Source organism: Nostoc sp. FACHB-110 (assembly GCF_014697425.1).
GTDB lineage: Bacteria > Cyanobacteriota > Cyanobacteriia > Cyanobacteriales > Nostocaceae > Nostoc_B.
The window spans coordinates 1-14,616 of sequence record NZ_JACJRU010000043.1; the positions used below are offsets into that span (position 1 = coordinate 1).

The window sequence follows — 14,616 nt, forward strand, 5'->3', positions numbered from 1 at the left end:
TCCTGAGCCTATTTTATTAAATCAGATTTTTGCCAAGCTTACTTCTTTGGGACGTATTCATGCCGTTTCTACAGGCTTTAAAGCCTCGTAAATTGGCAACGGTATTGTCAGATCAAATCCTATTGATTGTTCATAATTGCGATCTTATGAGATCAAGAGTTTCAGGGATTTTTATTAATGTTGAGTATTATTTGCCGATCTTCCTTGGTAATATTGGGGTTATTTGTCAAATAAGCTTCTGCCCATTTGCAACCGCAATTCAATAGTCCATCTAAATCTAGATATCCGTCTAAATCCCATAGAATTACTCTCCCATCTTTACTGGCAGAGGCTAAGGTCTTCCCGTTAGGGCTAAAATCAACCGCATTAACACGACTTTTATGCCCCTCTAAGATTTTGGGCGACGAGCCATTTAGATTCCAAAGTTTAACCGTTCCATCTGCATGGGCTGAGGCGATCAGATCACCGTTGGGGCTAAAACGTACTCGGTTGCAAGCCACGTTGCTACTAGCTTCACTAAGGATACGGGGTTGATCTGAACTGCCATCTAACCTCCAGAGTTTGACTGTTCCATCTATATCCGCTGAGGCAATCAAATCACCTTTGGGGCTAAAATCTATTCCCCAAACGTCATTAGGATATCTACCATAAATACCGCCAGGCAAAGTGTTGACGAAAGTACCGTCTAATCGCCACAGTCTGACCACTCCTTCACTATGTGCAGACGCAAGTATGTTACCATCAGTACTGAATTTTACTGCCCAGGTAGGGGAATGGTCGCCAGACCCATCACGCAAATTTTTAAAAGTGCCGTCGCCTAAATTGTATAGTTTGACTGAACCTTGCGAATCTGCTAGTGCAATCATTTGATTGTTAGGACTGAAGCTTACTCCTAATACTTCAATTCTATCCCATTCACTTTTATCCCCCTCCTTTATCTGTTTAATGTACTTTATGAGATCACCATCTGAATTATAAAGTCTAACCTCTTTATCCTCACTTGCTGTAACAATCATCTCACCGTTGGGGCTGAAATCTAATGTGGAAATTGGCCCATTGTGCCAACTTTCTTGTTTGAACAACGTGCCGTCAGTTCTCCAGAACGAGACTTTTCCATGCCCACTTGTAGTAAGAATTGTTTTACCGTCAGGACTGAAACGAACTGTATAAACCGAATCCTCATGTTGATCGAAAATTTTTAGACCTGTGCCGCCTAAATTCCAAATTTTGACGCTTCCATCATCACTCGCCGAGGCAAGGTTCTGGTTGTCATTGGGGTCAAATGCAACTGCATAAACAATACCCGTATGTCCTTCTAGTGTTTTCACTTCTGTACCATCTAACTTCCAAAGTTTGACTTTTCTGTCATTACTTCCTGTAGCAAGCATCTTTCCATTGGGACTAAAACATAACCCCCAAATCGTATCGCTATGGGCTTTGAATTCATGCAGATGTGTACCGTCCGGCTTCCAAAGTCTCACTTTCCCATCATTACTTCCTGTGGCAATTATCTCTCCATTGGGACTAAAATCTGTTGCGTTCAATGAACCCCCACCCGTTCCTTGTTCTGCTATCCGTTCTCCATCGCAGTTCCATAGAGATAACCACCCCTTCCAACCCCCATAAGCAATTACCTGACTGTCGGGGCTAAATGCAACCGTCATAATTGTATCTCCATCAAGCCCTGTCAGAGTCTTCAGTTTCGTACCATTTCGACTATAAAGTGTTATCTTCCCTTCGCGTAGCTGCCCAGGTTGAGCAAATATCCCACCATCAGGACTTAAATATAATTTTAGAAACCGCAATATACCATCTGGGGTCAACAAATATAAATACTTAGAACCACCTCTCAAGGTAACCATTTCGCCTTGGGGATGGTCAAATATTCTCATCAGAATATCGCCGTTCATTTGCCGAGGGTTAATCTGTTTCCCTTCTGGATCAAAAAGCTTCACAATACGGTTCACATCAGCCGTGGCAATTATCTGTCCATCACGGCTGAAATCTACGGCATGACCTCCACTTTCAAGCATGAAACGGTTCTTTTCCTCTACTTTGCTGAGGACTTGCCGAAGGACTAATTGAGTATTGAGGCGGGTTTCTTTCCTGAGATGGGGTGAATCTTCACGAATAAGTTTTTGGACGAGTTTACCTGCCTTCAAAATATGAGTTAACGCTTCAAGTTGCTCGTTGTCTTTGAAACGAGAGTTAGCTGATGGTGTTAATTCATTAATCCGATTTTGTGTCAGTTCATCTTTTTGTTTTCTTTTTTGCTTGATACTTTGTTCAACAAACTCTGTCTCTTGCTCATTCAACCAGTTTTTTGCTTTATCCTCTAGCACTTTTTTCAATCGAGGCAGACGGTCATCATCATGCCATAAACGTGTTTCAGGTTTTTCATTGTTTTTCCAATCGCTTACCTGTGCGTTTAGACTCTGTTGTAAAATTAAATCTTTGACATTTTGTTTTATCCATTCTTGGAACTTATCCCACCCCTGCACCAAAGCATCATGGGCTGGTTCTACATAAGCTTCATCTGGGGGATTAGAACCTTCAACGATTAAACGGGCTTCAGAAAACTGTTTAATGACTGTTTCCACTCGCTCGTTTTCTTTTTGGTCTCGATACTTCAATTCAGATGTTGGTACTTGCCGCCGCGTTAACCCATTACCCTGCAATGAAATCATTCGTAACATTATATTACGCACCGTGTGACGATAAGCATCATCTTGAACTAACTCTTCATACAATTGGTTAGCACGCTTAGTCAGAGAACCTACTACTCCTCCCCCAAGGCTTTTATAGTCGTCCCAAGTGATTTCTCGTTTTACGGGTTCACCGTTGCGTACACTCTCTAGATACCGCTTTGCGAAGTTTTTATACATACTCTGTAAGGCAACTGAAAGCAGTGGCAATGCTCCTGGCATTCCTGCCACTTCATGGCTTAGTTGTTTTACTAAAGTACGTTCACCATTATCCTTCTCTTCTTCAAAGAAAACTACTCTTGTTGAAGCGGGTTTTTCAATTGCTTCCTCTAGCTCTTCTCGCTCCATCGTAGGCACAGTAAATCGTGCATTAAGCCAATAGTTATAAGTTGGCATTTGGAATTGATAGTTATCCCTAAAAGCAGATTCAAATTGACTACGCAATGTCGTTTCTAAATCCGATCTTAAAGTCAGAATAACATCAATATTTTCTGCATTTTCTGTTATTAATTTAATCAGTTTTTTCCAGAATTTATTTTTCTGCTCCTTGTCTTGGCACTGGGTTTCAACTTCCTCGAATTGATCAATTACTAGTAAGCGTTTTTCGCCCTGGGGAATACTGTCAATTTGAATATCTTTCTGGGCCTGCTCCAAGCTATCTCCAGGCGATCGCCCTGGACGAAACTCCACCCACCCCTTGTGGATATCCTGAGAGTTTTCTGGCTTCGGGAACATTATAGGAATCAACCCTGCTTTGACCAGACTTGATTTACCCGAACCGGATGCTCCCAAAACAACAGTAAGCGGAAATTTTTTTTGTTTTACACACTCAAACAACCGACTTATTAAACGCTTTCGTCCAAAAAATATGTTACTGTGATCTGTAGAGTAGGATAGTAAACCGAGATAGGGATTATATTTTTCATCAATCTCTGGATCTTTAGGGAGACTGCTTTGAATTTCGGTCAGTGTCTTTCCGCCAAGAAGAAACACAAACTCAGCCGTTTGCTCGTGCTTTAACGGAAAAGGAAATATACAAGGAGTTTGCAGCTTGTTAGATTCATTCGATTTGCTTTCAATTTCTTCTCGCAGATAATCAATTAATCGAGTTGTGTGAATAAATCCTCTTTTGGGTTGAGTCAAATCTGCTTCACCATTAATTATTGCCTTTCTTAAGGCGATAACGAATGGAGAATTTGCACCAGAACCACGATGATCGTTTTCTAATTGATCGGATTCTCGGTTTAGAACTTCATTAGTTACTTGGTTCTCGCTAGAAGAGGTTAGGATTTGCCAAGCATTTTTCGTAATGTATCTGTCTAGAATAGAGGGAGTAACTAAATCATCACCTATTTGCCGTGTTATTCCCCGGTAAAGCGACCATTCAATGGCACCTGCAAAACAACAGTCAAGAATAATTAAACCGTGTCTGCATTGAATGTCATGCAGCGATCTAATCAATTCATCCATCTTCATGTATGTATTTCTATCTCCCTTGACTGCATCCTGAAAAAGGAGATATCCTTGGGGCTTGTCATCTAACTTAATTTGTGATGGACTGCTCGTAGTATTACGATCATTTTTAGTAACTTGAGAAAATGGCAGCGCGATGCCATGACCTGCAAAGTAGAGAATGATGCGATCTTTCTTCTTTACAGTTCCTTTCAAGTGACTTAGTAATTCGCCAAAGCCCTCTCTGGTAGGTAAGTAGGTTTGCCTGTTGCCATCAAGTCTTGTTACTTCCTGTTCTACTTCATTACTAAAATTACTTCTAAGAGCAAGCGAAAAGTAGTATTTGACGTTCTCTGTGGGTTTCAGATTTTCAATTATTCCGGCAACTTTAACAGCATCATTGACTGCTTTACCAAGGGAACGTACTCCATTTTTGTAATCGTCAATTCCAATCGCAACAACATGAGTTGTATCAAACCAAGAACTGGTTACTGGTAACGCATTAGATTCCGTCATAATCTCTTTTAACTGATAGATTTTTGGCGTTGCTGAATCATGGGATGATTTAGCCTAATTTGGAACGATTTTTCAAGGGTTTCAAACGCAAATTCATCACGCACTTATGCAACGCCAGATTTTTTTCTGATTAAAGTGGCAAATCAAATGCTTGACGCACTGCCTTTGCTAGGGCATTCAATCCGTTCTTATCCTGAAAGTAGACTAGATGGTTACAGGCGACTGGATCAATAAAATTGACGGCAGGATTGCGACCCTCAAAAACTTCCCGAATGAAGATATTCTCAACCGTTACGGCAATATCATTACTCTGTCCTTTGAACGGAAATTCAAGCCCTTTCCATAGCTTTTGCTCCAGTGCTTTCAGTAAGTTTTTAGCTTTTGTATCTAACTCCCGATTTAACTGTGTATTCCCCGCAATGATGGTATAAGGACACTGAGGATCTTGAGAGTGCCTGAGTTCGGGCAGAAGCTGGGAATCCTGAATATTCATCTGTTTCAATGTATTACTCATTTTCTCAATGGCTTTATTTGTTAGCAAGGACACGATTGATCCGGCTACAAATGATTTCGGGATGAAGTTTAAGCCCACCGACAACAGCAAAGTTGCTAGTTGGTACACCGATGACCATTCAGATCCCCCATTGGGAGTACCCAACATAATCAAGTGGTTAACTACTTTGTTACCACCCTGCTGCTCAATAAAGCTGCGTGACACTAGACCACCCATCGAATGAGCAATGATGTGTAGGGTCTTATTGTGTCCATCTCCTAGCCCAACCTGTTGCAATTGCTGTTTGAGTATTTTCGCTGTGTTTTGAATCTCTGTGTTCAAGTTCTCATAGTCAAATGCCAGTACCAAATCGTATTTTCCTTGCTCTTGAGTGCCACTTGAGTTTAATAATCCTGCGGTCAGTACACTTGGAATCATGCTTTCGGTGTCACCCAAGATTCCATGAATAAAGAGAACAATATGCTCTGCTTGTGCTACAGCCTTTTTGACGGATTCTAAATCTTTTTTAGGAGTGAAAGAGACAGTGCCATCGGAATTCGGTGTTGCCTTCCTCAGCCAGGCACTTTCCTTGCTTGGCGCAACAACTTTTAGGAAGCAGAGGGATAGGGCTTCGGAAATTTTGCGATCGCCATCTTGCGTATCGTTATTACTCCGTCTCACAAGATGTTGAATTTCAATTTCAGTTCCAGTCTTGCCATCCTCCTTCGGCATTGAGTATCCTACTGGCAGCCAAAAATCGCCATCATGAGCAAGCGCCAAAATACCTTCTTCTGGTTTGAGGGAGTGTTCGCTCGAAATCACAATTGGGGATTTTGGAGTGACTTTATCAATAAATGAGAAGTCAAGTTCCGATAGCTCTAATACACTCGATTGTTGCTCAGAGATTTGGCTAATACTGCGATCTTCACTTTGCGGATTTATCAAATCAAATGGTTTAGCATTATCCAGTAAAGGCAAGTTAATGAATGTGTTATCAAGATTTCGTTCATCAGATGCAGTCGATACTAGCTTCAGATTAGCTTTTGCAGAAAACCCTTCTGGTACTTGTTTAATGCAGATACCCTCCCAGAGTTGAGTTTCACCATTTTGATTAATATCTACTGAGGATCCAGAACGCATAATGGTGAACTTAACCTGCTTGGTCACCCAGTCTCCAACAGGAGGTTCGTCATCGTCCCCAGGCTGTCGATTATCGCTAGGAGCAAATGGTAAAGGATCGAGGTCGAACTTTGTAGTAAATTTATGCGTACTCGCAATCAGTTTATAGGTGTCTGTGTATTCTGTTAGCTTGCCATAACGTTCTTTTTCTTTAGGATCTTTCTTATTAGGAATGCGGATTGGGATGTCTTCTCTTAATTTTCCTGTTTTTTTATCTTCATACTTAGCTGTGTAAGTAGAACCATGCTCAATCTGAAGCCATTTAACTTCGTTATCACCGTCAAATAGAAGTCCAGAATGTTTAATTTCGTAATCACCAGCAATATCTAAAAGCATAAAGAAAAGGCGATATCCCGATTGATTTCTAATTTTTAAGTGAATTCTAGGCTTCTCCGATTGCTGATAATACAGAATCCGGTGCGGCTCCTTGCTGGTGACTCCTTGATAGGTTACTTCGATCTCAATTCCATCTTTGCTAATAGACGAATGGGGATTTTCTAAATCTCGAGTTGTAATCCACTTGGCGATATGCTCTACCCTTTCTGCTGCTAAATCGATCGAAGAATCATTGTCTTCTGCTGCAAATGGTTCTATCAGGAGCCGATTATCAATGCCATCTCTAATTTCAAACTGCTGATTACAAACATAGAGACGGTATTGGTGTTTTTGCTGGCGATCTTCTATCACACCTACAGCAAGCGATCGCCATTCCTCTAGTAGCCTTTTCCTTACTTTTGCTAATAATTCTCGATTTGCGCCTTTCTCACCTTCAAAATCAAAATAAAATAGAACTTTTGGTACAGGTCGCTTGATGACAATAGCAGGAAACTGCTTACTACTATCTGGTTTACCACTATCTAACCCAGAAACCAACTCGACAATGCTTTCATTAGCGCAAACTGTTTTAATTTTGATATGGGCGATCGCTTTCACAGAGCCAGCTTTTATAGGCTTTGGTTCGCTGGCATTTTCTTCTTGTGCTGAAATCTCAAAATCTTCGTATTTACTACCTTCAGGATAAACCGCAAGTTCCATATCTTCCTGGATAGCTTGAAAGGCTCCTGCATTGATAATCCACTCCTCTTGCTGTTCTAGATCAGTTCGTGTTGCTCCTACAGACGGACGGTATTGAAGTGTAAAGGATGGATCTCGGGGTTTTATGATTGCTGGATCACCTAAAAATGCTAAAGGTTTTCTTTCCTGGTTCTCTGAGTGAGTTCTGTTTGGATTTGCAGAATCTTTCCCTTTAATAAACTCAAGTTCAGGGTTTTGGTAAAGCCGAACGCCTGTAACACGAGTTCGCACTTGTTGAATTAAGTTTTCATAGGACAATGCTGCATTCTGACTCTCAAGTTCCTTGATAAGCGAGTAGGTGAATAGCCCGCGCTTTTGGGAATTTTCTTGTAAAGTCTCTTTTGCAGTCTCAGTGTTGAGGCAAGCAGCAATAAAGGTATGGTCTCCTTGAGGGAAAGTTTCAGGACTGAGCTTATCTTTTGGAATTTGCTCCGCAAAACAAAAGTCACTATATTCTCTAGCTTCAGCTAAGTCATCGACCTCACGAACGCCATCTTCATCATCTAAATCTCGAGTTCCAGAGCTGGAATGGCAACAGTCAAAGGCAACCAGAACGTGATGCGGGCTATTTTCTCCCTTATTAGCTATCTGAGAGATGAGATAGCGCAGTTCTTTGTCAGCAAGATCAGGCACTTTTTTTCCATTAGTCTTTGATCGGCTGTCGTAGCACACTATCGTTTCATGAGCGTTATCTAGCTGCCAATCTTTAAATTCTTCTCCCGCCTTTTCCCTTGCACCATGACCACAGAAATAAAACAGAACCACATCTTTACTTCCCGCTTGGTACAGATGTTGACGCAAACCATCAATGATTGCCTGTCGTGTAGCATCTTTGTTCAATAATGTGCGTAGATGTAACTGGTATTTATCAGTATCTACCCGCCTTTCTAAGTATTCTTTGATTGCAGTTATATCATTTACACTGCCCCTCAATGAACGAACTGTTTGATATTCATCAATCCCAACTAGTAATGCGTAGATATTCCGATTCATTTTCATCAATCCCAACTAGTAATGCGTAGATATTCTGATTCATTATAGATATCACCCTAATTTTTGACGATATACTGCAAACTTACACTCACTTGCTGAACTACTACGATCCGGATACTGATGACGAATTAAGTAGCCACCGAGATATCCGCGAAATGGTACACTTTGTAAAATTTTGTTACGTATATGCTTGAAAAGCCTTGATTATAAGTTGTTTTAACACGATGGTTGCTTCGACCTTCAGGTTCTGGGATCTGCTCATCCAGAATTTCGCGCTTCAGCCAGGTGAAAAAAAGGTAAATTCTTCAACTTGGAGTCGCTGAAATTTGGGAACAGCTATCGCAAAGGAGAAATGGAAGCAGATTCGGCAACTTGAAACATAAGGGAACGTACAGCCCAAGGGGAACGGGGAATAGATGAAAATGAATTTTGTTTAACTAATCGGCAGAATAATTTCAAATGCTGTTTCTTCATCAGGGTGAGAACGCACAGTTAAAGTACCTCCATGTTGTTGAATAATTGAATAGCTGACAAATAAACCTAAACCTGTACCGTGACCAATGGGTTTTGTAGTAAAGAAAGGTTCAAAAATGCGGTCTTGAATACTGGGAGGAATCGTACTATGTGTATTAGATATAACGATTTTTAAATGTTTAGTGTCTATGATTTCTGTAAGAATGCGAATTTCGGGTGTTATGCCATCTTGAACATTATCCCGAATGGCATCAATAGCATTATTAATAATGTTGAGAAAGACTTGATTCAAGTGGCTAGGATAACAATTAACTCGCGGTAAGCTACCATAATTTTTTACTACTCGCACCTCTGGTTGATTGTGAGTAGCTTGCAAACGATGTTGTAAAATTAACAATGTACTTTCTATACCAGTATGTAAATCTACGGCTTTAACTTCTGCTTCATCTAAGCGAGAAAAGTGACGTAAACTTAAAACTATCTGGCTGATGCGATCGCTACCTGCTTCCATAGATTTTAAGATTTGAATGACATCTTGACACACAAAATCAAGGTCAATTTCTTTGATTTTGGCTTGAATCGCTGGGCTAGGTTGGGGATATTCTTGCTGATAAAGAGTTAATAAATTTATCATATCCGTGATATAATTTTTTGTGTAAAATACATTACCTTTAATAAAACTAACAGGATTATTAATTTCGTGGGCTACTCCTGCTACTAATTGACCTAGTGATGACATTTTTTCTGTATGAATTAATCGTGCTTGTGTATTTTGTAATTCTTTTAAAGCTTGTTCTAAAGCTTGAGCTTTTTGATTGAGGGCTTGAGTTTTTTGCTCTACTTCTGCTTCTAAAGTGTAAGAATAACTTTCGATTTGTTGATATAGTCGAGCATTTTCTAAAGAAATAGCAGCTTGAGTACAGAGAAAGTTAAGAATTAAAATCCGCTCACTTGTAAAAACACCACTCACTGAACTATTTTCTAAATAAAAAATTCCTATTAAATTGCCTTGATTAAGAATTGGCAAACATAAAATACTTTGGGGTTGATGCTCAGTTAAATACTCATCAATCAGTGGTAAATCAGTTTTTAAATTCTCACCTGTTACCATTTTTTGAGTATTTTTGACATACTGAATTAGTTTACTCGGCAACTTAAAATTATCATCTAGTAGTTGATGGCAAAGTTCAGTGCTGCCAGATGTGGCAATAGCTTGCAGATACCATTTACCATCTGTATGAGGTAAAATTAAAGCACAAAAAGCACCGCCAGAGTTCTGCAGAATAATCTCAGTTAATTGACATAAGAGTTCGTCAAGATGAATGGTGCTAGAAAGACTTTGAGAGGCTTTAATTACAGCAGCTAAATCAAGAGATGTATTTAGACTATTACTAATAGCTGGTGTTGCTTTTTTAGATGCCGAAATCGAGATATTCGCTGTAGTCAGATTTGCTAATGTTTCTAGTGGATTCCAGCTTTGGGCAACTGGCTCTAAAATCGGCAGTAATAAATTAAAATAGTGATTTTCTAGTGCATCAGTTTTAGTTTTAGCACCCCAACGAGCATAGCAATAATAAGCTGACTGCATATAACTGGCAGCTATTTGTTCTTTACCCCAATGGAGATAAAATTTTGCAGCTAGTTCATTAGCAAGTGCTTCTTCTTGCAGATAGCCATTTTTTTGAGCTTGAGCGATCGCCATGTCGTATAATTCAATGGCAGTGCTAAAGTCGTGTTGCAAGCGAGCCATTTCTGACTTTACTAACAAAAATCGATGCAAAAAGTTTTCTGGGCAATGCTCTGCCCAACTTTTCAGCTTCTGCTGATTACTCTGCAATTTTTGCAGATATTCAGTTTTTAATGAGGCATCAGCTTGAGAATATAAAGCAATCAAAGACAGTGAATAATAGAAATTATGGGCTGAAATAAAAAACTTACCTGTACTAGCCGCTAAATATGGTTCTGTGGCTGAGGCATGAAATAAAGAACTTTCATAGTCACCAAAAAAATAAGCTAATATCACCTGGGCTGTATGAGCATAGTTGATAGTATTAAAGTTGTTAGTTTGATATAGTTGCGGCAACTTAACAGCAATATCGAAATACTCACCTTGCAGAACAGCAGGATTTTCTACAGGTTGAGTCAAATTATGTACTACCTGCATCCAAATATGTAGTTGATAAATTACCTGTTCTTGTTTTAACCGCATCACTGGTTGAAAATATTTCTCAAATTCTGACTGAATATCATTGAGATTTTGTCCTGAGAGAATGGCACAAAAGTAGGCATTAATAAAGCAGTAAGCGCAACTTTCGGCATCACCATTTTGAGCAAGACTTTGATAACCAGAAATCAGAGGTTTGAGAGCATCGCGCACAGGTTTGTAAAAATGGTGCGACAAACCGTAAACAATGTTATATGTCACGGCGCGATATTTCAAATCAGGCTGCTGCTGTTCGAGGGCAATTGCTAAGTCTCCAAACTGTTTGCCCTGCTGAATATCCCCCATCACCGCATTAATTAATACACTAAAAATTCCAAAAACAAAGGGAGTTAAGGTTGAGCGTCCGTATTTGAGTGTTAAATCAACTAATCGGCACACCAATAAGCCCAACATTTCTGGCACGGCAAAATAAGCAGGAAAGCAAGAACACTGTAGAATTTTCATTGCTGCTAGTTGCTCGGCATTCTCCATCGGCGGGAGTAGAGCGAGATTTGCAAAACCTACTTGCCCAATTAATGTGGTAGTTTTTGCCAGTGCGTCAAGAAAATCTTGAGTATTGGGATTAGCCGGAAATGTTTCCCCCAGATGCTTTAAGGTTTGTACGGCCAAAGAGACTGCTTCATGAAACTGAGATTGCTGATGATAATAGGAAATCAGCAGCTCGTAAATCTTCACTCGATCTAAAATCGGCGTGATAACCGTCAACATGTAGTCGCACAAAGTTTTCATGGTGGCAAAATCAGTTTTTAAAGCAGCTGACTCCGCCGCACCTACGTATAAATCCAGAGCTAGGGAGTATTGCCTATCCCAACACTCCCCACTCAAAAGTTGAATTCCCTGTTGAAAATAAGTATAGGCAGATTCATAAGCTGTTGCTTGTTTGGCTCGCTTACCTGCGATTAAATTTAATTCGGCCAGTTGTGTGCGCTGGCAAGACTGGGTAATTAGTTCTGTACTGTGATTTAGTTGATTGACAATAGCAAAAATTTTCTCTTCTAGCTCTGTTGGGGAAGTATGATTCAGCAGCAATGAACCTATGATGTGATGAGTATGTCGCTTGAGACTTTCGGGAATTAATGAGTAGGCTGCTTGCTGGACGCGATCGTGCAGAAACCGATAGGTAATATTTTCAATATTGTGATGAGTTATGTGTGATTGTTCATGTTGCAGGTAAAATTTGTACATCTGATCTTGAGTCAAAATCAGTCCTGATTCTAAAGCCGCCCACAAAGCTGTCGCTACCTGTGCTGGTGGTTGTTCGCAAACAACAGCCAAAGTCTCTAAATCAAATTGATTACCGATACAAGCTGCTAACTTGAGGACATCTTGGGTTTGGTTGGGGAATTTCTGCAACTGTTGAGCAATAAAGGCGACAACATCATCGTGAAGAGATTGAGTTTTGATTTGGGCCAGATCAAATTCCCAATACCCTTGCTCTCTAAACGTAAGTTGTCCATCTTCGTGTAATGCTTTGAGAAACTGCGTGAGAAAAAAGGGATTACCTTGAGTTTGATGCTGAATGAATTCTGTTAAAGACTTTGTTAGCTGAGGACTACAATGTAATGTGTCTGCTATCAACTGATTACTATCATCAAAACCCAGAGGAGTCAGAGTAATTGTGTGGATGCTGTGTGTGGTTATTTTCAATTCTTCTAGCATCAACATTAATGGGTGTGTTGAAGAAACTTCGTTATCTCGATAGGCTCCTAACAACAGCAGATAATTTTTATCTTGGATGAGTAGTTTGATCAACTGTAAAGAAGCTAAATCTGCCCACTGTAAATCATCCAAAAATATGACTAGTGGATGTTCGACTGTGGTAAATACGGTAATAAACTTGTGAAACAACAAATTAAAGCGATTTTGCGCCGCAATTAATGACAGTTCTGGTGCGGGTGGCTGTTTGCCAATGATTTTTTCTAACTCTGGAATTACCTCAATTAAAAGCTGGCCATTGTCCTCTACTACTTCGAGAATTTGACTACGCCAGTGTGCTAGTTTTTTGTCTGTCTCGGACAGTAATTGCCGCATCAAATCACGCAAAGCTTGTACAAATGCACTGAAGGGAATACTACGATTAAACTGATCAAACTTACCTTTGATGAAGTAACCCTGTTGACGGGTAATTGGTTTATGAACTTCATTGACAACTGCGGTTTTACCAATGCCAGCGAATCCTGCTACCAACATCATTTCTGATGTTCCTTTAGCAACACGTTCAAAGGCTTGTAAAAGTGTCGTAACTTCCAATTCTCGTCCATAGAGTTTTTCAGGAATCATAAAGCGATCGCAGATATCCTGTTGAGCGATCGCAAAATATTCTACCTTACCAATTGTTTGCAATTGTACTAGACATTTTTCTAAATCTATTTTTAAACCCAAAGCACTTTGATATCTATTTTCAGCATTTTTCGCCATCAACTTCATTACAATATCTGCCACTACTTGCGGAATTTCACAGATATTTTTTAACTCTGGGGGCATTTTGGCAATATGACAATAAACTAACTCCATTGGGTCATGACTATTAAAAGGCAATTCTCCCGTTAATACTTCATAAAAAGTTACTCCCAAAGAGTAAAAATCGCTCCGGTAGTCAATTCCACGATTCATCCTGCCAGTTTGTTCTGGTGAGATATAAGCTAGAGTTCCTTCTAAAATATGAGGATTTTTAATTTCCGTTGTTTCTTTCGGCAGTAATGAAGCAATACTAAAGTCGATTATTTTAACTTGCTTTGTTTGGGGATGAATCAGAATATTGGCTGGCTTAATGTCTTTATGAATTAAACAGTTTTGGTGTAATTCATGGAGAATATCAGTTAATTGAATAGCAATGATTAAAAATTCTTCAAGAGTTAAAGTGTGAGTTTGAATATATTCACGTAAAGAGATACCACCAATATCTTCCATCACTAAAATATAACCATTGCCATAGGTTTCTAAAGATAAGGGATGAATAATTCCGGCAATATTCAGATTGTGAGTAATCGTATATTGATGGCGAAATTGCAGTAATTCATTAAAGCTAGGATATTCGACACTCAAAATTTTGATGACCACATTAAGTTGATCTCGCTCTCGCATCACTCGATATACTGAGATTCGGGAACCCTTATACAGTTGAGCCAGAGTTTGATATCCAGGAATAATAAGTGGGTGAATTTGAGTAGTCATTTCTACGTATACCTAGCTGTAATTTGTTGTTGACTTTTGTATATAAAAATTGAGAAAGCACACTTATACTTTGTTATTATTCCCATTCATCAAAGATTTATGACTCATATTTGAGTTTTGAAAAAAATCATTACATTTATATCTAGCTTTGTTAACTTTAACCTGCTTCTACTGACACCAGTCTTTGCAGTAGATAATCCAGATATATAGATGTGCTTATCAATTTCCACATGAATTATCAGCAAGAATATTTGCTATACTCTTACTCCACTTCTATAACTGTATATACCCACTGCCAATCACCTAACAATTTGCAGATATTTTGCATTTAT

The 14,616-nt window shown here is 39.4% G+C and carries 3 protein-coding genes; all 3 read right to left on the minus strand.

Annotated features, from left to right (window positions below; translation table 11 throughout):
- Positions 1 to 161: 161 nt before the first annotated feature.
- Entirely contained in the window at positions 162 to 4,673 is a 4,512-nt protein-coding gene (locus H6G69_RS27330; protein WP_190692266.1) for an eIF2A-related protein, read from the minus strand.
- Positions 4,674 to 4,803: 130 nt separating this feature from the next.
- The gene (locus H6G69_RS27335; protein WP_190692267.1) at positions 4,804 to 8,412 is read right to left on the minus strand and encodes a caspase family protein; all 3,609 of its coding nucleotides are present in this window, start codon (positions 8,410 to 8,412) and stop codon (positions 4,804 to 4,806) included.
- Positions 8,413 to 8,845: 433 nt separating this feature from the next.
- Positions 8,846 to 14,284 carry an ATP-binding sensor histidine kinase gene (locus H6G69_RS27340; protein ID WP_190692268.1) on the minus strand — a complete coding sequence of 1,813 codons (5,439 nt, stop codon included), beginning with the start codon at positions 14,282 to 14,284 and terminating at the stop codon, positions 8,846 to 8,848.
- Between the last annotated feature and the right edge of the window lie 332 nt (positions 14,285 to 14,616).

Excerpts from the sequence above, each read along its gene's own strand:
- H6G69_RS27330 (WP_190692266.1), bottom strand. The coding sequence starts at position 4,673 with ATGACGGAATCTAATGCGTTACCAGTAACCAGTTCTTGGTTTGATACA.
- H6G69_RS27340 (WP_190692268.1), bottom strand. The coding sequence starts at position 14,284 with ATGACTACTCAAATTCACCCACTTATTATTCCTGGATATCAAACTCTG.
- H6G69_RS27335 (WP_190692267.1), bottom strand. The coding sequence starts at position 8,412 with ATGAATCGGAATATCTACGCATTACTAGTTGGGATTGATGAATATCAA.